At 63.9% G+C, this 18433-nt stretch carries 22 protein-coding genes; 6 read left to right on the top strand and 16 right to left on the bottom strand.

Annotation, left to right across the window (positions count from 1 at the left end; genetic code table 11):
* Positions 1–356: 356 nt before the first annotated feature.
* The 3 genes from CLV47_RS21535 to CLV47_RS21525 are packed head-to-tail and all read right to left on the bottom strand — an operon-like array spanning position 357 to position 2857.
* On the bottom strand, positions 357–1157 hold the full coding sequence (locus tag CLV47_RS21535; RefSeq protein ID WP_106351190.1) for a sugar phosphate isomerase/epimerase family protein: 801 nt from the start codon (positions 1155–1157) through the stop codon (positions 357–359).
* A 39-nt stretch (positions 1158–1196) separates the two neighbouring features.
* Positions 1197–1925: a hypothetical protein gene (locus CLV47_RS21530; protein WP_106351189.1), complete on the bottom strand. Its 729-nt coding sequence runs from the start codon at positions 1923–1925 to the stop codon at positions 1197–1199.
* The gene (locus CLV47_RS21525; RefSeq protein ID WP_106351188.1) at positions 1925–2857 is read right to left on the bottom strand and encodes a Ppx/GppA family phosphatase; all 933 of its coding nucleotides are present in this window, start codon (positions 2855–2857) and stop codon (positions 1925–1927) included. Before CLV47_RS21525 ends, CLV47_RS21530 begins: the two co-directional genes overlap by 1 nt.
* Before the next feature lie 51 nt (positions 2858–2908).
* On the opposite strand from CLV47_RS21525, the gene CLV47_RS21520 reads away from it, so the two are divergent.
* Entirely contained in the window at positions 2909–3772 is an 864-nt protein-coding gene (locus CLV47_RS21520) for a DUF3109 family protein (RefSeq protein ID WP_238145587.1), read from the top strand.
* Between the two features lie 40 nt (positions 3773–3812).
* On the opposite strand, the gene CLV47_RS21515 is transcribed toward CLV47_RS21520, so the two are convergent.
* The 4 genes from CLV47_RS21515 to CLV47_RS22835 form a co-directional block, all read right to left on the bottom strand.
* Entirely contained in the window at positions 3813–4358 is a 546-nt protein-coding gene (locus tag CLV47_RS21515; protein WP_106351186.1) for a hypothetical protein, read from the bottom strand.
* Between the two features lie 63 nt (positions 4359–4421).
* Positions 4422–4736: a hypothetical protein gene (locus CLV47_RS21510; RefSeq protein WP_106351185.1), complete on the bottom strand. Its 315-nt coding sequence runs from the start codon at positions 4734–4736 to the stop codon at positions 4422–4424.
* A 90-nt stretch (positions 4737–4826) separates the two neighbouring features.
* Positions 4827–5507 carry a response regulator transcription factor gene (locus tag CLV47_RS21505; protein ID WP_106351184.1) on the bottom strand — a complete coding sequence of 227 codons (681 nt, stop codon included), beginning with the start codon at positions 5505–5507 and terminating at the stop codon, positions 4827–4829.
* A 57-nt stretch (positions 5508–5564) separates the two neighbouring features.
* Positions 5565–6380 carry a sensor histidine kinase gene (locus CLV47_RS22835; protein WP_420313802.1) on the bottom strand — a complete coding sequence of 272 codons (816 nt, stop codon included), beginning with the start codon at positions 6378–6380 and terminating at the stop codon, positions 5565–5567.
* Between the two features lie 720 nt (positions 6381–7100).
* Between CLV47_RS22835 and phoU the strand changes: the two genes are divergently transcribed.
* Positions 7101–7826 (top strand): phosphate signaling complex protein PhoU, encoded by a 726-nt coding sequence (phoU, locus tag CLV47_RS21495; RefSeq protein WP_106351182.1) that lies wholly within the window; start codon positions 7101–7103, stop codon positions 7824–7826.
* Between the two features lie 85 nt (positions 7827–7911).
* On the opposite strand, the gene CLV47_RS21490 is transcribed toward phoU, so the two are convergent.
* On the bottom strand, positions 7912–8832 hold the full coding sequence (locus CLV47_RS21490; protein ID WP_106351181.1) for a cation diffusion facilitator family transporter: 921 nt from the start codon (positions 8830–8832) through the stop codon (positions 7912–7914).
* Between the two features lie 125 nt (positions 8833–8957).
* Here CLV47_RS21490 and CLV47_RS21485 point away from each other — a divergent pair, with 125 nt between their 5' ends.
* Positions 8958–9920: an N-acetylglutamate synthase, CG3035 family gene (locus tag CLV47_RS21485; RefSeq protein WP_106351180.1), complete on the top strand. Its 963-nt coding sequence runs from the start codon at positions 8958–8960 to the stop codon at positions 9918–9920.
* A 4-nt stretch (positions 9921–9924) separates the two neighbouring features.
* Entirely contained in the window at positions 9925–10713 is a 789-nt protein-coding gene (locus CLV47_RS21480) for an exodeoxyribonuclease III (RefSeq protein WP_106351179.1), read from the top strand.
* Positions 10714–10755: 42 nt separating this feature from the next.
* Here the strand turns inward: CLV47_RS21480 and CLV47_RS21475 are convergent, their stop codons facing one another.
* Positions 10756–11538: a phosphoglyceromutase gene (locus tag CLV47_RS21475; RefSeq protein WP_106351178.1), complete on the bottom strand. Its 783-nt coding sequence runs from the start codon at positions 11536–11538 to the stop codon at positions 10756–10758.
* Positions 11539–11561: 23 nt separating this feature from the next.
* Positions 11562–12119, bottom strand: coding sequence for a type III secretion system chaperone family protein (locus CLV47_RS21470; protein ID WP_106351177.1), 558 nt, complete (start codon positions 12117–12119; stop codon positions 11562–11564).
* Between the two features lie 68 nt (positions 12120–12187).
* Between CLV47_RS21470 and CLV47_RS21465 the strand changes: the two genes are divergently transcribed.
* Positions 12188–12943 carry an SDR family oxidoreductase gene (locus CLV47_RS21465; protein ID WP_106351176.1) on the top strand — a complete coding sequence of 252 codons (756 nt, stop codon included), beginning with the start codon at positions 12188–12190 and terminating at the stop codon, positions 12941–12943.
* Here the strand turns inward: CLV47_RS21465 and CLV47_RS21460 are convergent.
* The 5 genes from CLV47_RS21460 to CLV47_RS21440 form a co-directional block, all read right to left on the bottom strand.
* Positions 12940–13962, bottom strand: coding sequence for a UDP-N-acetylmuramate dehydrogenase (locus CLV47_RS21460; RefSeq protein ID WP_238145586.1), 1023 nt, complete (start codon positions 13960–13962; stop codon positions 12940–12942). The two genes, CLV47_RS21465 and CLV47_RS21460, sit on opposite strands and share 4 nt — an antisense overlap.
* On the bottom strand, positions 13959–14771 hold the full coding sequence (locus CLV47_RS21455) for an alpha/beta fold hydrolase (RefSeq protein WP_146135489.1): 813 nt from the start codon (positions 14769–14771) through the stop codon (positions 13959–13961). Before CLV47_RS21455 ends, CLV47_RS21460 begins: the two co-directional genes overlap by 4 nt.
* Complete coding sequence (locus CLV47_RS21450) at positions 14765–15058, bottom strand: DUF2516 family protein (RefSeq protein WP_106351173.1); 294 nt, start codon at positions 15056–15058, stop codon at positions 14765–14767. Before CLV47_RS21450 ends, CLV47_RS21455 begins: the two co-directional genes overlap by 7 nt.
* A 150-nt stretch (positions 15059–15208) precedes the next feature.
* Positions 15209–15931, bottom strand: coding sequence for a hypothetical protein (locus tag CLV47_RS22200; RefSeq protein ID WP_170111199.1), 723 nt, complete (start codon positions 15929–15931; stop codon positions 15209–15211).
* A 71-nt stretch (positions 15932–16002) separates the two neighbouring features.
* Entirely contained in the window at positions 16003–16422 is a 420-nt protein-coding gene (locus CLV47_RS21440) for a helix-turn-helix domain-containing protein (protein ID WP_238145585.1), read from the bottom strand.
* Between the two features lie 168 nt (positions 16423–16590).
* On the opposite strand from CLV47_RS21440, the gene CLV47_RS21435 reads away from it, so the two are divergent.
* On the top strand, positions 16591–17163 hold the full coding sequence (locus tag CLV47_RS21435; RefSeq protein ID WP_106351170.1) for a peptide deformylase: 573 nt from the start codon (positions 16591–16593) through the stop codon (positions 17161–17163).
* Positions 17164–17214: 51 nt separating this feature from the next.
* Here the strand turns inward: CLV47_RS21435 and CLV47_RS21430 are convergent, their stop codons facing one another.
* Positions 17215–18033 carry a class I SAM-dependent methyltransferase gene (locus CLV47_RS21430; RefSeq protein WP_106351169.1) on the bottom strand — a complete coding sequence of 273 codons (819 nt, stop codon included), beginning with the start codon at positions 18031–18033 and terminating at the stop codon, positions 17215–17217.
* Between the last annotated feature and the right edge of the window lie 400 nt (positions 18034–18433).

The following is an 18433-nucleotide window of genomic DNA, read 5'->3' as shown; positions in this document are numbered from 1 at the left end:
GTGCGGTGAAAGTCGCACGCCGGGTTCGGAAGGCGGCCTGGGGAAACGGGCCCGGAGTAATTCAGGAACCGCGCCCCAGGCCGACCTAACCACGTGAGCGAGTGGCGGCACGGCGGACCGACCGACCTGAACAAACTGACCCTATTGTGCGGATATCACCACGCCAGTTTCCAGCTACGCGGCTGGACCTGCCTGATGCTCGACGAACTCCCACACTGGATACCGCCACGATGGATGGACCCCGAACAAAAACCACAGTTACACCACCGCATCGGACTCCGCGCACACCAACGACAGTGAACTACCAATGCGAGTGACAACGACGGCACTTTAGAAGGTGGAGTGCGCTTCGCAGGCTATTGGCCGAGATGCTTCCGAGTAAAGGTCAACGCTTCGGTCATGTCGGCGACCCGCTCATCCTCATCAACCGCCGACCGCGTATTGGCCTCAACTACGACCGAGCCCCTGAAGTCGGACGAGACGAGATACTGCAAAACTTCGGCGCAAGGTTGGTCGCCGCGGCCAGGGATGAGGTGTTCGTCGCCGGCCTTGCCTGTGCCGTCGGCGATGTGCACGTGCCGAAGGTTAGATCCCATGTCTTTCGCCATCTGCAGTGCATCACTTCCCGATACCGACGTATGAGAAAGGTCGAGGGTGTAGTCGTCGTATCCCTGCTCAACGACATCCCAGCTGGGCGCAAATGTCGAAACGACGCGACCGCGGATATGCAGTGGGAACATGTTCTCGACGGCAATTGTCACGCCCGTTTCGTTCTTTATCTTCTCGAGCCCGGCAGCGAAGTCCCGCACGTAGCGCCGCTGCCACACAAAAGGAGGATGTAGTACGACGGTGTCAGCGCCGAGCAGAACGGCGGCCTCCGCGGACCGGCGTACCTTGGCCCACGGCTCGGTGCCCCACACCCGCTGCGTTAGCAGCAGGCACGGCGCGTGCACCGACAGGACGTCGACGCCGTACTTGTGCTTCAAGTCGCGCACCCGCTCTGGCTGCTGACTGATCCGATCACTCCAGACCATGACCTCAAGACCGTCATACTCGAGGTCGGCTGCGATCTCGAAGGCCCGTTCTAGCGGCTGCGGGAACACCGAAGCCGACGAGAGCCCAACCCGGATCCGGGTGCCGCGCCGACGACGTACCACGTAACGGTTCCTTTCCCCAGGTTTCGTGTGGCAGGGCAACTACGCCGCTGTCAACACCCATGCCGCAGGAATGACAACAAGCAACGCAGTAACGAAAAGCACCAGCAGCAACAAACTCAGCGGAATCGACCCCAGGCCCATCTTCTTACGACTGAACCCGACAATTGCCACGACGGCACAGATGACGACAGGGGCCAGCACCGCGGCGGCGTACGGCGCAATGTCCCAAAGCAGCCGAAAGATGAACGACAATCCGACGCCGATCGCGATAGCCAGGACTACCTCGCCGATCGCCAGGGTCCAGTGCACTGCGCCTGAGTGTTCGCGTGCCGGTTTCGCCGCGGCGGTGTCGGGCGCCTGGTCATTGATCCGCTCGATCGGGCTCGTCGTCTCGCCGTCGTCGACTGGCTTGGCTTCCTCACCCGGCGCCGGACCAGTTTCCAACGGTGAGGCCGATTCTGCCGACGAGTCCGGCTCGGCAGCCGAGTCGGCCTCTACCGATGGAGCGTTTTCGTCCCCGCCAGGTTTCTTGGCCGCCACAGTCTCTTCGACGCGCTCAGGCGCTCCGTCACCCTCGACTGCTTCGTCGCGCTCAACTTCGTCGTCGCGCTCGACTTCTTCGTCGCGCTCAAGTTCTTCGTCTGGCTCGATGAATCGCCGGCGGCGACGCGGGGCCGCGTTTTGCTCGATCCCCGCTTCGCGCAGCAGGTCGGCCACGCTGCGCCGCGGCGTGTCCGTGTCTCCATCGTCAGCCAGTCGGCGTGCCATTACATTCCCTCCAACCAGTCCAGTCGCCGCAAGATAACACCTTCACGCAGCGCCCAGGGGCAGATCTCGAGACTCTCGCAGGCGAGTTGACGCATCGCGGTCTCCGCAACGATCGCGCCGGCAAGCAATTGATGGGCTCGGGTTGGGCTGACACCCTCGAGCGTCGCAATGTCCTCGCTGGCCATCCGTGAAATGAACTTGATGACTTGGCGCAAACCGCTGATCGTCAGCGCGCGGTGCACCCGAGGCCCATCCGACGACGGCGCCGCGCCCGTAAGCCGGGCCAACGAACGGAAGGTCTTCGACGTCGCAGCGATATGGTCCGGCGTGCCACCCTCCAGAAGCTGAGGCACGAACTCCTTGAACGCCGCGTCGACGTAATCGCGAAGCTCTTCGACTTCTCGTTTACTGGGCGGTTCTGAGGTGAACCATTCACGGGTCAACCGGCCGGCGCCCAGCGGCACCGAAAACGCAAGATCAGGGTTTTCGTCGCGGCCCAGACCAATCTCGAACGAACCGCCCCCAATGTCCAAGGCGAGCAGGCGGCCCGCGCTCCAGCCATACCAGCGGCGTACGGCGAGGAATGTCAGCCGCGCCTCGTCTGGGCCGCTGAGCACTTGCAAATCGACCCCGGACTCGGACTTGACCCGCTCGAGCACATCTTTGGAGTTTGTGGCATCGCGTACGGCGCTCGTCGCGAAGGAGAGGACGTCGTCACAAGACTGCTCGACCGCGACCTGGCGCGCGTGTGCCACCGCATCGACAAGCCTGCGTTCCCCGTCCCGCGTCAGCGCACCGTCCTTGGTGATCGCCTCTGCCAGCCGCAGCTCCGCCTTGTCGGAATGCATGGGCGTCGGATGCGCGCCGCGATGCGCGTCAACTACTAGCAGGTGCACTGTGTTTGAGCCAACGTCGAGCACCCCAAGTCGCATGCACTAACGCTAACGGACGTCGTATCGGGCCGTTGCCGTAGGCTTTATTTCATGCCCCAATCCAAGTCTGGGTCGAAGTCGAGTAAGTCGAAATCGAACAAATCCCGCACCCCTGTTGACGTTCCATTCCCGACCAACCGCCCGGCGACCACGTCGCCATCGGCCCGCGAAGTGCCACTCGATTTTCCGCGCGAATGGATCGAGTTCTTCGACCCCGACAACCCGTCGCACTTGATCCGCGCCGACATGACCTGGCTCGGATCACGCTGGACGTGCATCTTCGGGGCGGGTTGTCACGGCATCATCAAGGACCGCGCCGACGAGGGTTGCTGCAGCCACGGCGCCTACTTCACCGACAAGGATGACCAGAAGCGGGTCAAGGGATTCGTCAAACAACTCACTCCCGCAAACTGGGAGCGTCACCCCGGCCGGGCGGTAACCAAGAACGATTGGGTCGAGTACGACGAGCTCGACGGCGAGCAGCGTGCCAAGACCAAGGCGCTCGACGACGGCTGCGTATTCCTCAACCGGCGCGGCTCGGAGCAGGGCCTCGGCTGCGCATTGCACAAACTTGCACTCGAACAAGGTCGCCATCCACTCGAGACCAAACCCGATGTGTGCTGGCAACTGCCAATGCGACGTACCCAAGAGTGGGTGACCCGTCCGGACGACACCAAGATCCTGGTGTCCAGCCTGGAGGAGTTCGACCGTCGCGGATGGGGCGAGGGTGGGCACGACCTGCACTGGTGGTGCACGTCGTCGCCGGAGGCGCACGTGGCCAACGAAGCGCTCTACATCACCTACGCGGCAGAAATTATCGCGCTGATCGGTCAGAACGCGTACGACGCACTCGCAACTCTTGCCAAGGAACGCCTCGATCGAGGCCTCGTCGCGCCACACCCCGCTTCGCTCTAAGCGATGCCGCCCAGCGGGCGTGTGTGGCACGCGCCGGTCGTTAGGAAAGCTCCTGCGGATCGACGGGCGTGGCGAGGTCGATCACGGTCAGCCGAAAATCGGCGGGGACGACGATCGGCCGGCCCGTAGACACCGGGACCGAGACCGTGTCGGCGGGCTGGTCGCTCACCGCGGCGCGCGGGTCTAGCACTCGTTCCGGCGTCCCGCGGACTTCGATGGCGCGCTCGGTGCCGTCATTGACTGTCATGACCCACTGGCCGGCGCGCAGGTCCTCGGCAGGCACTTCGCGTGGATTGAGCGCATCGATTTCGGGCCTGACCATCGCCCAGATACGAGTACCAAGTACGTGTCCGATCACGCAGCCGAGCGTGGAAGACAGCGCAACCCCCAACACAAGGACAAATGGGTTGAGCTCGCGGCTGATTGCGAGCATGACCAGTACGCCGATAAACGCGCCTAACAACCATCCGCAGATGCGCCCGAACCCGGCGCCGTTCATCTGCTGAAGACGACGCCCACGCCATGTCGGCCGGACCCGAACATAACCTTCGCTCGTCACCGCGCGGTTACGCTTCTCGGTGATCATCGGGCAGCTCCTCGGCTCCTGGCGCGCTCAAATGCAAGAACGTCCAAGCATATAGACACTCGGTCACCAAAACTGTGTTGTGCCCGCCACAGCAGACGTGTCGACGACCAGCTGCTCGGCCATCTTGCGAGCGCTTTCGAGCCGGACCCGCGCAGACTCATGAACGTCCTGCGCGGACTTTTGTACGCCGAACTGCCGCTCGCGCGCATTCATCACGCCAGCAACGAACTGAGCCCCGGCGCCCGTCGTACCCAACGCCGAGGCCACTAGCGTGGCGTTCTTCAGGTATGCGATCGTCGAGTCCGACTGATCGCGTGCCTGACCGAAGGCGGACGCCGCCTTGCCAAGCACTTCCGAGTCGACGCTGAACACACCCATCGCCAAGCCGCCTTCCAAGAGCTGACCAATCCATTCCGGATAACGCTAGCCGCTCAGCGCATTGGCGTGGATCCTATCCACAGCAGCAGTTCAGCCGTCGAACTTGTATCCCAGTCCGCGCACCGTGAGCACATATTCAGGGTTCGCCGGGTCGGGTTCGATCTTGGCCCGCAACCGCTTGATGTGTACGTCGAGTGTCTTGGTATCGCCGACGTAGTCCGCACCCCAGATCCGGTCGATCAGCTGGGCGCGGGTGAGCACGCGGCCCGGGTTGCGCAGCAGCATCTCCAGCAGGTCGAACTCTTTGAGCGGCATGGGTACGACGTGGCCATCAATCGACACGATGTGCCGGTCGACGTCCATGCGCACCCGTCCTGAGTCGAGCGTGGAGGATTCGACCGCCTCTGGCTCAGCTCGGCGACGCAGCACGGCGCGGATCCGAGCAATCAACTCGCGCGCCGAGTAGGGCTTGGTCACGTAGTCGTCCGCGCCGAGCTCGAGACCGACGACCTTGTCGATCTCGCTGTCTTTCGCCGTGAGCATGATGATCGGCACGGACGACCGGGTGCGCAGCTGCCTGCACACCTCGGTGCCCGACAACCCGGGCAGCATCACGTCGAGCAGCACGATGTCCGCGCCGCCGCGATCAAACTCTTCGATCGCGTCAGGTCCGGTCGCCGCCTCGGCGACCTCGAACCCTTCTCGACGCAACATGTAGGTAAGTGCCTCCGAGAACGACTCTTCGTCCTCGACGACTAATACACGCGACACTCTAGTGACCTCCAGGCCAATCTTTTCATCATCTTGGTTTGCACATATATGTAGCGGTTATAGGTATTCGAGCGAAGCACGGGTAGCCGCCCGACCGGCACGCGAACCGGGCTGATGCGCATCGGCATGCGGCTCTTCGTCGGGCCCGCCATCCGCCGGAATTGCCGGCTCTAACGGTAGCCGCAGAGTGAAGGTCGAACCGTCACCTTCGCTACTCCACACATCAACGGACCCGCCGTGGTTGGTCGCGATGTGCTTGACGATCGCAAGGCCGAGCCCGGTGCCACCCGTGGAGCGTGAGCGCGCCGGGTCGACCCGATAGAACCGTTCGAAGATCCGGCCGATGTCACGCGCGGCGATGCCGATCCCCTGATCTTTGACGACGATTTCGGCGTACCCGTCGAGGACTCGATGGGTGACCCCGACCTTGGTGTCGTTTGGACTGTAGGAGATCGCGTTGGTCAACAAGTTGCTCACCGCGGCGTGTAGTTGTGCTCGTACGGCGGGCACCGATACGGTCGCCTCCCCTGCTTTGACGATCGTGATGTTCTTGGCGCTCGCGGCAGCACGTATGCCGTCGACGCACTCGGTAATGATCTCGGCGACGTCGACGTTGGTCTGCGGCGGAGCGGGTTCGGCACCTTGCAGCCGGGACAACTCGATGAGTTCGGCGACCAAGGTCGCAAGCCGCTTGCTCTCCCGTTGCATACTCGCGGCGAACCGGCGTACGGCGTCCGCGTCCCCCGAGGCGTCCTCGATCGCCTCGCCAAGCAGGCTGATCGCGCCCACCGGCGTCTTGAGCTCGTGGCTGACATTAGCCACGAAATCCCGTCGTACCGCCTCGACCCGGTGCGCCTCAGTCACGTCGTGCATGACTAGCGCGACGACTCCGGACCTATCGAGGCTGTCGCCTTGGACGTTGACAATCACTTCCCTGTTCGTCGGCAAAGTCCCCGCAGGTAGTCGCAAGTCGATCGTCATTGCCCCGTCCCGGCGTACATCGCGGGAGATCTCCAGGAGGGCCCGTACGACGATTCGGCGCTCGCGTACCAAACCCATCTCGATCGCCCTCGGGTTGGCGAGCAATACCTGGTCGCCGGAGTCGATCACGATCGCGGCGGAGTCCATCACTGTGACCAGCTCATCGGCAAGGGCCAACCCGGACGTGCCTGATGCCGGCCGGGTCGCTGAGCCCTGCGTTTTGCGCGGTGCCGACGCCGATCTGTCGCGGACTGATTTCTCACCCGGTGAAGTGCGCGCGGACAGTCGAGCCGCGACAAAGCCAATGGCGAATGCGCCAATGGCCGCGACGGCGAGGACAATCCATCCAATTCCGGACATATCTCGATGCTAGGGCCAGACTCTCGCGTAACCTAAACGACAGGACGCCTGAACAGCAAGATCACATCTGCGTGTAGCAATATTCATCGTGCGGATGTCGCCTGTTAACCGTTAATCTGTATGACGCTTACTGCGCGGACTAGTGTCGTCAACGCACCATTGTGCCGCGGTATCGCAGCACGCCCGCTCGGAGCGGACAACGCTCGTTAGGCGCAGAGCGCCCGACCCGAAACATTTCTAGGAGACTGCGACATGCGCGACACATTCCAGGACGAACTCGACCAGGTGGGCAACCAGCTCGTCGAGATGTCGAACCTGGCTGGCTCGGCGATTTCCCGGGCGACGACGGCGTTGCTCGACGCGGATATCCAGCTCGCCGAGGGGGTCATCACCGGCGATGCGGTCCTCGATCAGATCTGCAGCGACATCGAGGCGAACGCCTTCGAACTGCTCGCGCGTCAGCAACCGGTCGCGACCGACCTACGTATTGTCGTCACCGCGCTACAGATGGCCCTCGATCTCGCTCGAATGGGCGACCTTGCGGCACACATCGCCAAAATAGCTCGGATGCGCTACCCCGAACAAGCACTCCCGCAGCCGGTACGCCCGACGATCCTCGAGATGGGGCAAGAGGCACAGCGAATCGTCGCCAAGGCCGGAAGCACAATCTCCGCCCGCGACAGCGAACGCGCACATGAGCTCGAAGACGACGACGACCTGATCGACGTCAAACATCGCGAGTTGTTCCGGATCTTGTTGTCCTCGGAATGGACGTTTGGGATCGAGTCGGCTATTGACGTTACGCTGCTCGGCCGCTACTACGAGCGGTTCGCAGATCACGCCGTCGCGGTCGCCCGCCGGGTCATCTACATCGTCACCGGCGAACGGCATCCGATGGAATACCCGGGCGCCACCTCAACGAGTGTCACCGCCGAGCCGATCGGTCTCGACGTACCGGGAACCGACGCCGAGAGATAGTTAGCCCGTCGTATCTGACGACAATTCCCTGATATATAACGCAACGCCCGCTACGCAAGTGGCGGGCGTTGTCATGTGTACGCCGTTACCAGGTGACCTCGGCACTGCAGCGTTTCGCATCGGACGGCGTCTCCACCTGGATCGTCGCATGCTCCAGGCCTCGCTCGGCGAGCAGCTCGCGCGCCGTACGCAGTGCCAAGTTTGGGTCCCCGCTCGTCGTCAGGTGCACCGTGACCACGTCCATTCCGACCGTCAGCGACCAGATGTGCAGGTCGTGCACCCCCGTCACGCCGTCGATAGCGGCGAGTGACGCGGCAACCTTGTCGATGTCCACCGAGCTCGGCGACTGCTGGATCAGGATTCGCAGCGCAGATGCTCCGAGCATGATGGCGCGCGGCGCGATGTAGAGCGAGATCGCCACGGCGAGGACGATATCGGCGTACCGCCAGCCAGTGGTGACGGTGATGACGCCGGCGACGATGACCCCGACGCTGCTCGCGGCATCAGCCAGGACTTCCATATAGGCCCCGCGTACGGCGAGGCTTTCCGTGCTAGAGCTGCGCAACAGAAGCGCCACCGCGACGTTGGACGCGAGGCCGGCCGCTGCGGTCGCAATCAGTCCCCATCCGGAGACTGCCGGCGCGTCGCCAAGGCGGTGCAATGCCTCAATCACGATATAGGCCGCCACTCCGACGAGGAGTACGGCGTTAACCATGGCCGTGAGGACCTCGGCACGGTGCCAACCAAACGTTCGCGCGGGAGAGACCGCCGATCGTCGTGCTAGCGCGAGCGCGATGATCCCCATACATAGCGCCAGGATGTCGGTGAGCATGTGGCCGGCGTCGGCGAGCAGCGACAGTGAATGGATGAGCACTCCGACGGTCACTTCGATGACGAGGAATACCGACAGGATCGCCAACCCGAAGAACATCCGCCGGATGATCCGCGGATCGGTGTGTGCCGGCGCGGCCCCCTCAGCGGGCGAGTGGCTGTGCCCGAGACCCATTGACTACCCCACGTACGTCGACTTCCAATAATTCATGCGGATATGCGCATATATGCAAGTGTATCGCGCTCCATCCACGATGTCCCGCGGGTCGCAGCACGAGTCTGGCATGCGAATATGGCGCCATGCCGCCACCCCTACCGACCGTCGGCGCACGCGTCGTCGTACGTCATCGCCTTCCATCGGGCTCATCACACAAGCTGACCGACGTGGTCGGCCGGCTCACCGCCGCGGGCTCCGGAGGCGTCGTCGTCGAGTCCAGGAACGGCCCGGTCCAGGTTGCGCTCGACCTCATCGTGGCGATCAAGGTCATCCCCGAACGTCCGATCCGCAACCGCGATATCCGCAACGCCGAGTACGCCGCGGCGCACGGTTGGCCCGGCCTCGAACAGCAGTGGGTCGACGGTTGGCTGGCACGTGCCGGCGACGGACTGAGCAACCGGGCCAACTCTGCTGTCCCACTGGAGCCCGGTGCATCCACTTCGCCTGCCACGCTGCAGCGACTCGCCCAGTGGTACGCCGAACGCAACCTTCCGGCGAAACTCCATATGCCCGATCGGATCGCCGTACTCCCGCCATCGGATCAGCCGACCTGGGCGGTAGATCAAGAGACCGTCTTCCTCACCGCGTCGATCGACCAGATCGTCGCGCCGGACTGCACCCTCGCCGTGTCCGACGTACCGACACGCGAGTGGCTCGCAATGTACCCGCGGGCCGCCGAGCACCGCTCCGGGGCGGCGGTCCTCGGCGCGGTCCTCGACGGGGAGCTCGGTTTTGGATCGCTCATCAGAGATGGCAGGCCGGTCGGGATCGTGCGCGCAGCCCTCACCACCGCCTTGGACAAGCAGGTGTGGGCCGGCCTGAGCTCTATCGAGGTGGCGACCGCGCACCGCCGGCAGGGCCACGGCGAGCTGCTCGTGCGGCAGATGGCTGCGTGGTCAGCCGCCCGCGGCGCAACCCGGGCCTACCTGCAGGTCGTGGCCACTAATGAGTCGGCATTGCGGCTCTATGGCCGGCTCGGCTTCACCGAACAACACCGCTATCGCTACGCCACGACGCCACCGAAAATGTCCGCAACCGTAGGGTGAACACATGCGCCTTGCGACCTGGAACGTCAACTCCGTCCGTGCCCGATCAGACCGAATCGTGGAGTTTTTGAAGCGGTCGGACATCGACGTACTGGCGATGCAGGAGACCAAGGTCGCGGACGCGAAGTTCCCGACCGACCCGATCACCAACCTCGGCTACGAGATCGCGCACACCGGGCTCAACCAGTGGAACGGTGTCGCCATCGCCTCGCGGGTCGGGCTCGCCGACGTGATGACGCAGTTTCCGGGACAGCCGGGGTTCGCCGAGCCGGCGGTCGCCGAGTCCCGTGCGATCTCGGCTATCTGCGCCGGCGTACGCATCTGGAGCTTGTACGTTCCCAACGGCCGCGAACTCTCCGATCCTCACTATATGTACAAACTCGGCTGGCTGGACAAGCTCAAGGACTACGCCGCCGGCGTACTTTCCGATGATCCGCAGGCGCCGGTCGCCCTCGTCGGCGACTGGAACATCGCGCCGCTGGACGAAGACGTCTGGGACCCGAAGCTGTTTGTCGGGCACACGCACGTCTCGCAGCCCGAGCGCCAAGCGCTCGCCGCGCTGACCGATACCGGTTTCAGCGAGGTGACCCGTGCCCACACGCCGGGCCCCGGCACCTTCACCTACTGGGACTACACGCAGTTGCGGTTCCCGAAGCGCCAGGGCATGCGAATCGATCTGGCATACGCATCACCCGCGCTCGCCAAACGGGTCGCTGGAGCGTGGATCGACCGCGACGAACGCAAGGGGAAGGGCGCGTCGGACCACGCCCCCGTCATCGTCGAGTTCGAATAACCAGGCGGGCGCGTCGCGCCAGCCGGCCCCGCCTGGCTGGCCCTACTTCTTGCCTTGGTTAGCGACCGCGGTAATCGCGGCGGCTGCGGCCTCCGGGTCGAGGTACTCGCCACCGCGGCCGGTCGGTTTCAGATCCCCGTCAAGCCGGTAGACCAGCGGGATCCCGGTCGGGATGTTGAGCCCGACGACGGTCTCCTCGTCGAGCCCGTCGAGGTGCTTGACCAGGGCGCGCAGGCTGTTGCCGTGCGCGGCGACCATGACGTTTTTGCCGGCCCGCAGGTCCGGCACGATTGCGTCGTACCAATACGGCAGCATCCGCACCATCACGTCGGCGAGGCACTCGGTGCGCGGGCGTAGCTCGGGTGGCAGCGCGGCATAGCGTATGTCGTCGTATTGCGAGAACTCGTCGTTGACATCAAGTTCCGGTGGCGGAGTGTCGTACGAACGGCGCCACAGCATGAACTGATCCTCACCGAACTCGTCGCGCACCGCGGCCTTGTCCTTGCCCTGCAATGCGCCGTAATGGCGCTCGTTGAGCCGCCAACTGCGGCGCACCGGGATCCAGTGCCGGTCGGCACGCTCGAGGGCGATCTGGGCGGTTGAGATCGCCCGCCGCAGCACCGACGTGTGCAGCACGTCCGGCAGCAGTGCGGCCTCGACCAGCAGGTCGCCGCCGCGAGCGGCCTCGGTGCGGCCCTTTTCCGTGAGCGGTACGTCGACCCACCCGGTGAAGAGGTTCTTGGCGTTCCAGTCGCTTTCGCCGTGGCGCAGCAGGATGAGCGTGCCAGGAAGCGGTTGCGAGGACGTCGTCGCTGGATCAGTCATGGCCTAAGCCTGCCAAACCGGTCTTAGCCGTTGTCGTCCGACTCCTGAAGTTGCGCCTTGCCCTCATCACGCTGCATGCGTTCGATGAATCCCTCGAACGCTTCCAGGTTCTTCAACGACTCGCCCCGCTTGACTCGCCAGTCCCACTCACGCTTGATGGAGGTCGCGAAGCCGATCTCCAGCATGGGGTTGAATCCGTCGTCGGCCATCTCCAGCACCGTGCCGAGAATCCGGTCGATCTCCTCGGGTGTAACCGCGGCCAAGGGCAGCCGGCCGGTGATGTAGACGTCGCCGACCTTGTCGATCGACCACGACACGAGGTAGCTGCGGGCATTCTTCATCAGCAAGTAGGCCCACAGGTCCTCGTGGTTTTCGTCCGGATGACGCATGACGAACGCCGAGATCTGCAGCGAGTGTTCCCCGACCTTCAGGTGGCAGGCTGTCTTCAGCCGGCGAGTACCCGGCAGGTCGGCGGCGAAATGATCGTCGTCGAGCCGGTGGTATTCAATCTCGGACTCTTTGAGCGTGCTTTCGATGATCGTGACTACCTCGGATGGCGTGCGCGCGGAAGAATCAGTCATGCCCCCATCCTGCCCCCTCTGCCGGTCCTGCTCCGCCGCCGGTCCTGCTGCTCTGGAAGGATCGAGGCATGAGCAACTCACCCGTCGCGGTCGTCACCGGTGCAAGTAGCGGAATCGGCGCCGCCACAGCGCGACAACTTTCCGCTGCCGGCTATTCGGTCATTGTCGGCGCGCGCCGCGTGGATCGGCTCCTCGCCATAGCGGACGAGATCGGTGGCCAGGCGCTCCCGCTCGACGTCACCTCCGATGAAAGCGTCACGCAGTTCGTGGCCCAGTTGGATCGGGTCGACGTGTTGGTCAACAACGCCGGCGGCGCGATTGGCACCGACACGATCGCCGACGCCAAGCCCGACGAGTGGCAAGCGATGTACTCCACCAACGTGCTCGGCACCCTTCGGATGACAAAAGCCTTGCTCCCCAAGCTGATCGAGTCCGGCGCCGGCACCATCCTGCTCGTCAGCTCGACGGCCGGACTCGGTGTTTACGAAGGTGGCGGCGGTTACACCGCGGCCAAACATGGCGAACACGCGATGGCCGGGACACTGCGCCTCGAGCTGTCCGGCCAGCCGGTACGAGTCATCGAGATCAACCCTGGGATGGTCAAGACCGAGGAGTTCTCGCTCAACCGGTTCCACGGCGACCAAGCCAAGGCCGACAAGGTGTACGCGGGCGTCGAGAAGCCGCTCACTGCCGATGATGTCGCGGACGCGATCACCTGGTGCATCACCCGGCCGCAGCACGTCAACATCGACACAATGACCATCCGGCCGATCGCTCAGGCATCGAACTACAAGGTGCACCGGGTACTGCCGCCGGAACGCTAGAGAGCGCACCCGATCAGCAGGGGTTCGGGGCGCAGCTCGATCCCGAACTCGAGGAGTACGCCGTCGCGGATCGTCCGCGCCAGCGCCAGGATGTCCTCGGTCGCCGCGCCCCCGCGGTTGGTGAGTGCGAGAGTGTGCTTCGTCGACAGCGCGGCGCGCTCATTTCCAAATCCCTTGACGAATCCCGCGTGTTCGATCAGCCACGCGGCCGACGTCTTGACTAGATCACCTGACGGCCAGCTGGGCGCGTGCTCGGGGACACGATGGGCCTCAATGATCGGGTTGGTGAAGAACGAGCCGGCGCTCCACGTGTCGTGATCGTCGACGTCGAGCACCATGCCTTTGCCGCTGCGCAGGGAAAGTACGGCCTCACGCACCGCCTTCAGCGGCGCGCGGTCCCCTACCTCGACGCCCAGCGTCCGCGCTAGCTCGGCGTACCGAATCGGCGCCGACAACGGCGAGCGAACAAGCGCGAGGCGCACCCCGAGCACGACGTACCTACTCGAACCCTTGAAAACGCTTGTGCGGTAGGCGAATTCGCAGGACCTAGCTGCGAGTACGCCGACGTCGAAGCCCTGGCGGTCCCACACGTCCACGTTGACGAGTACGTCGGCAGTCTCTGCGCCGTAGGCGCCGACGTTCTGAATCGGCGTTGCGCCGGTCAGCCCGGGGATACCCGACAGGCACTCGACCCCGGACCAGCCGTTGTCGACGCACTGCGCGACGAAGTCATCCCATGGTTCACCGGCCGCGACGTCCACCAGGACGGTGTCGTCATCGTGCTCAGCAGCGATCCCGCGCAACCCGATGCGGATCGTCGTACCGGCCCATCCGGCGTCGGCAATGACCAGATTGCTCCCACCGCCCACCAACAGAACGGGCGAGCCGGCGTTGTCGGCGGCGGCGACCGCGTTGATCAGCGCCTCGGCGTCGTCGGCGTACGTCATCTGAGCGGGGCCGCCCACCCGCATCGTGGTGAAGTCGCGCAGCCGCACCGGCTCCGGCTTGACTTCGATCACGCCGCGCGCCCCAACACACTTGTAACCGCCGCGCGCACTTCTGCGCGCGCTGTCCATAGCGGCGCCGATTCAGTAAAGATCCGCAGCGTCGCATCCGGGAGTACGTCGGCGAGCTGGTGAGCGGTCTGCACAAAATGGGTCGGGTCACCCTCGGCGCCGATCACAATCGACGGCGCGAGTACTCGTTCAAGCTGGGCCGGGGAGGCAATCGGCGCCTCCGACTCGACCACATGCAGTAGGTCGCTGATCCCATCTCGCAGGAGGCGGTCGGCACGGGTCGCCAGCCAGCGTTGCGCATCCGGGCGAGTACGCCGATCGGCCGGCATGTCCAGGCCGATCAGGTCGATGACGGCTCGACGAAGCTCCTCGTGAGCCATGCCTGACAGCAGCAACCGCGTGGTCGGTGAGCTGGGCCGGGGCTCGGTGACCGCCGCTGGCAGATAAACGCCGATCGCGTCGAAATGCATTGGCTGCTGGGCGAGCATGCGTAGCAGGGTGGCCGAACCGAGCGAGACCCCGAAGATCTGCGTGGCCCCAACCGTCTCGGCGACCTGCCAGGCATCCGCCGCGAGGTCGTCGTACGTCACTCCAGCCGCAGCATCGCTCGACCCGCCATGCGAGCGCGCATGCATGAAGACCTTGGTGCCCGGTACGCCGCTCGCGAGCGGCCGAGTGTCGTCGATCCCGCCACCGAGACCGTGCATAAACAGGGTTACCGGTACCCCCGAACCGAATTCGGCGTACTCGATGGAGGCGGGCGAGGTGACCCCTGGGGACTTGAGATATTTCAGCGAAGGCGCCGCTACCAACGCGAGTCTCCGCGCTGGATCCCGCGCACCGCCGGACGCACGTCAGCGAGGTAGACCCCGACCGCGACGGCCGCCACCAAGCCGAGGATCTGCATGAACCCGAAGAAGTACAGCACGACGCCGGCCACCAGGTTGATAAGCATCCAGGCAGGTTTCGTCAGCTTCTCGGCAACGGTGTACGCCACGACCGGCCGGTACGCCGAATCGAGGATTGCCCACACCGCCAACGCGACACAACCCCACCGCAAAGCCTCGGAGAGGTAGTACTGGAAGTAAGCCAACGCCATAACCACGACACCAGAGTATTACCTCTAGGCCAGACGCGCCGACGGCGACCGGCCGCGATCGATAAGAAGCAGCACGACAGATGCCACCTCGCGTGAGCGAGGTGGCATCTGGGATGTGCTTATCGGCCTTTTAGGACCGCATGAGCGGAACTAGGAGTTTGCAGGCTTGGCCGGCGCGCTCGTAGCGGTCGCGCTCTTCGCGGGCGCCTTCTTGGCAGCGGCCTTCTTGGCCGGCGCCTTCTTGGCGGGCGCCTTCTTGGCTGCGGTGGTAGTCCGGCCCTGCGCTCCTTCACGAGCGGCAGCGCTGCGAACGCCGGTGCGAGCCGACTTCTTTACCTCGCGAGCGCTATCGGCGACGGCGTCTGCGCCGGCCTCGATGATCTCGTTGACGTTCTTCTCACCACGAGTGATGAGAGTGCGGGCCGACTCGCTCGCCTCGGCAGCAGCTTCGCTGACCTTCTTGACGACCGGGTTCTTCGAGAAGTCCTTGGACAGCTCTTCGAAGACCTTCTCGCCACGCGTGGACAGCTGACCGTAGAACTTCGCGACCTGCGTCGAGTAGTCGTCGAAAGCCTTCTTGGCTTCCTCGAGGTCGAACTTGCCAACCAGGTTGGGAAGCTGCTGAGCCTTTTCCCGGCTCTCGGCGAGCGCCTTCTCGATTTCCTTGCGCAGGTCAGCGAGCTTGGCGTTGAAGTCGGTGGTGAACTCCTCGGCCTGCTCCTGAACCTTCGCGAAGAACGTCTTGCTCTGTTCGAGCGCGAGGTCGTTAGCGCCGACCCATGCGTAGAACGGCTTGCTGCTCGAGGCCGCAGCGCTCTTCGCGTCTTCGAACGACTTTTCGGCATATGCCTTGATGTCTTGTGCCAACGTCATGTTGGTTACCTCCTGTCCCGGCTAACCCGGGTGTTTGGTGAGTTTTGCTTGGCTATTTGGTTTTGGTCGGGCTACTTGGTCGCCGTTGGTGCGGCGGCCGGCTCGTCGGATGAGTCATCCGGCGTACCGGTGTCGCGTTCGGCGTCGGTCTCGTGGCAGAAGGACTGATAGATATCGACCAGCACTTGTTTTTGCCGTTCGGTGAGGCGTACGTCGCCAAAGATCGCGTTTTCGACGGTGCGATCGGTGGGCGCCTGCGCCATCAGGCCAGCCTTGACGTAGAGCGTCTCGGCCGAGATTCGAAGCCCCTTGGCAATCTGTTGCAGAATGTCCGCGCTTGGCTTGCGCAGTCCGCGTTCGATCTGGGAGAGGTACGGGTTGCTTACCTCAGCGAGCTCGGCAAGCTGACGTAGCGAAACCTTGGCCTGGTCGCGCTGCTCTTTGATGAACTCGCCGAGCTGGTTGAGGTTGTTGTTCAGGTTCGCCACCACGACTTCGTCCCTTCGTCTGCTTGCTGTCTCGCTAACTACTGTAAGCACCCTTGCTAACTATTGCAAGCAGTCTGCTAGCGAGACCCTGTGAGCCCGATCCCACTCCCCGCGATGGCGTACGCCGCAACCGCTTTCATCGGCGACACAATCCGTCGATAGGGTGCATACATGCCAATTCGCCCCATTGTGATGGTCGGAGATCCCGTCCTGCATACGCCGACCAAACCAATCGACGAGATTACCGACGAGATCCGCGCACTCATCGACGACTTGTGGGAAACCAACGACGCGGCGAACGGCGCGGGTCTCGCGGCCAACCAGATCGGCGTGCCGCTGCGAGTATTCGTCTATGACTGTCCCGACGACGACGGCATACGCCATCGCGGCCTCGTCATCAATCCGCAGATTGAGACGAGCCCGATTCCGGAGGGCATGCCGGACCCGGAGGACGACTGGGAAGGCTGCTTGTCGGTGCCCGGCGAGGCCTTTCCCACCGGCCGCGCCGCCGAGGCCACGGTGACGGGAACCGACCTAGACGGTAATCCGGTCACCGTCAGCGGCACCGGATTCTTCGCGCGCTGCCTTCAGCACGAGACCGACCATCTGGACGGCTATCTCTACCTCGACCGCCTGGTCGGACGCAACAAGCGTGAGTCCAAGCGGTCAATCCGCGACCGCGGCTGGGCAGATAAAGGCATCACTAGCTGGGATCCGGCCACCCAACGCGCCGAGGACGTCTAGTCGGACGATCCGCGGGGACCCGACCCGTGATCCGCGGGAATTCGCATCGGATCAGGCCTTGGACGGGCGGGCAAGAACCTCCGCATTCGGGATGAAAAACACGGCAGCCGGATCCTCGCCCCACTCCCGCCATCCAGCCGAGATGTCCGCGGCCTCCTCGGCGGTTACATGACCATCAGCCACGGCCTGGACGCCGAAATTGGACGAGATGGTCCGGTCCGCCCACAGGCTCGACCACCAGGCGACCTCCTCGGCCGTCGCGTACGACCACACCGATGCGGTCAAGGTCATGTCGACTAGGCCAGCGTCTTGCGACCACTTCTTGAGATGACGGCCGGCGTTAGGTTCGGCGCGGTTGCTGCGGGTGACCGTTTGGTAGAGCTCCTGCCACTCGTCGAGCCGCGCCACCTGTGGGAACCAGCTCATCGCGGCATAGTCGGCGTCCCGAAAAGCCAGGTAACCATCCGGTTTGCACACCCGCGCCATCTCCTTGATCGCGGCGACCGGGTCGGTGAGGTGCTGCAACACTTGGTGCGCGTGTACGACGTCAAACGAGTCGTCGGCGTACTCCAGCCCATAGACGTCGCCGATCACGAACTCGATGTTGCCGACTCCCGCATCAGCGGCGTTCTTGCGTGCGGTTTCCAGCGGTTGCTCAATTGGCTCGAGACCGACTACTGATCCGCTGCTCAGGATGCGGGCGAAGTCGATCGTGATCGTTGCGGGCCCGCAACCCACGTCGAGCAGGCGCATCGCAGGACGAAGATGCGGCAACAGATATGCCGCCGAATTGTCCGCCGTACGCCAGGTGTGCGATCTGAGCACGCTTTCGTGGTGGCCATGCGTGTAACGATCCGATTCTGCACTCATGACTCAATCATGCGCCCGCCGTCCAGAATTCGGAATGCAATTTCAAATACTGAGACGACGATGTGGAACCAGCCCGTGGCCACAGATGTGCCGTTCCGCAGCACCCGAGACGAAATCATGCTGCCAAACAGCACATGTGTATGCGAAACGGGCGGGACGGGAAGACAGAAGCCACCCGAAGAGCCACTGCCGGTGTTTAGCCTGCTTGAAACCCGGCCGGAGCCGGACGCGCCGTGCGGTCGTGACGGACGGCCGGCTTTTCGTGACGGACGGCCGGCTTTCGTGACGGACGGCCGGCTCTTCGTGACTGTGCGGTCAAGGGATTGTCGCAACACCCTGAAACCGTGAATCGAGGCCGGTATGGGTATCGAGGTAGACGCGCGTGAGGCAGTGATCAGAC

Origin of the sequence: Antricoccus suffuscus, assembly GCF_003003235.1 — a bacterium.
Classification (GTDB): Bacteria; Actinomycetota; Actinomycetes; order Mycobacteriales; family Antricoccaceae; genus Antricoccus; species Antricoccus suffuscus.
The sequence above is the reverse complement of the archived record's forward strand: the minus strand, read 5'-3'. Positions and strand labels throughout refer to the sequence as shown.

What these genes read in the sequence shown, in the direction of transcription:
- CLV47_RS21435 (WP_106351170.1), top strand. Translation starts at nt 16,591, where the DNA reads ATGCCAATTCGCCCCATTGTGATGGTCGGAGATCCCGTCCTGCATACG.
- CLV47_RS22200 (WP_170111199.1), bottom strand. Translation starts at nt 15,931, where the DNA reads ATGACGTTGGCACAAGACATCAAGGCATATGCCGAAAAGTCGTTCGAA.
- CLV47_RS22835 (WP_420313802.1), bottom strand. Translation starts at nt 6,380, where the DNA reads ATGCACGACGTGACTGAGGCGCACCGGGTCGAGGCGGTACGACGGGAT.
- CLV47_RS21525 (WP_106351188.1), bottom strand. Translation starts at nt 2,857, where the DNA reads ATGCGACTTGGGGTGCTCGACGTTGGCTCAAACACAGTGCACCTGCTA.
- CLV47_RS21510 (WP_106351185.1), bottom strand. Translation starts at nt 4,736, where the DNA reads ATGGGTGTGTTCAGCGTCGACTCGGAAGTGCTTGGCAAGGCGGCGTCC.
- phoU (WP_106351182.1), top strand. Translation starts at nt 7,101, where the DNA reads ATGCGCGACACATTCCAGGACGAACTCGACCAGGTGGGCAACCAGCTC.
- CLV47_RS21465 (WP_106351176.1), top strand. Translation starts at nt 12,188, where the DNA reads ATGAGCAACTCACCCGTCGCGGTCGTCACCGGTGCAAGTAGCGGAATC.
- CLV47_RS21475 (WP_106351178.1), bottom strand. Translation starts at nt 11,538, where the DNA reads ATGACTGATCCAGCGACGACGTCCTCGCAACCGCTTCCTGGCACGCTC.
- CLV47_RS21430 (WP_106351169.1), bottom strand. Translation starts at nt 18,033, where the DNA reads ATGAGTGCAGAATCGGATCGTTACACGCATGGCCACCACGAAAGCGTG.
- CLV47_RS21490 (WP_106351181.1), bottom strand. Translation starts at nt 8,832, where the DNA reads ATGGGTCTCGGGCACAGCCACTCGCCCGCTGAGGGGGCCGCGCCGGCA.
- CLV47_RS21530 (WP_106351189.1), bottom strand. Translation starts at nt 1,925, where the DNA reads ATGGCACGCCGACTGGCTGACGATGGAGACACGGACACGCCGCGGCGC.
- CLV47_RS21470 (WP_106351177.1), bottom strand. Translation starts at nt 12,119, where the DNA reads ATGACTGATTCTTCCGCGCGCACGCCATCCGAGGTAGTCACGATCATC.
- CLV47_RS21480 (WP_106351179.1), top strand. Translation starts at nt 9,925, where the DNA reads ATGCGCCTTGCGACCTGGAACGTCAACTCCGTCCGTGCCCGATCAGAC.
- CLV47_RS21520 (WP_238145587.1), top strand. Translation starts at nt 2,909, where the DNA reads ATGCCCCAATCCAAGTCTGGGTCGAAGTCGAGTAAGTCGAAATCGAAC.
- CLV47_RS21485 (WP_106351180.1), top strand. Translation starts at nt 8,958, where the DNA reads ATGCCGCCACCCCTACCGACCGTCGGCGCACGCGTCGTCGTACGTCAT.
- CLV47_RS21450 (WP_106351173.1), bottom strand. Translation starts at nt 15,058, where the DNA reads ATGGCGTTGGCTTACTTCCAGTACTACCTCTCCGAGGCTTTGCGGTGG.
- CLV47_RS21515 (WP_106351186.1), bottom strand. Translation starts at nt 4,358, where the DNA reads ATGATCACCGAGAAGCGTAACCGCGCGGTGACGAGCGAAGGTTATGTT.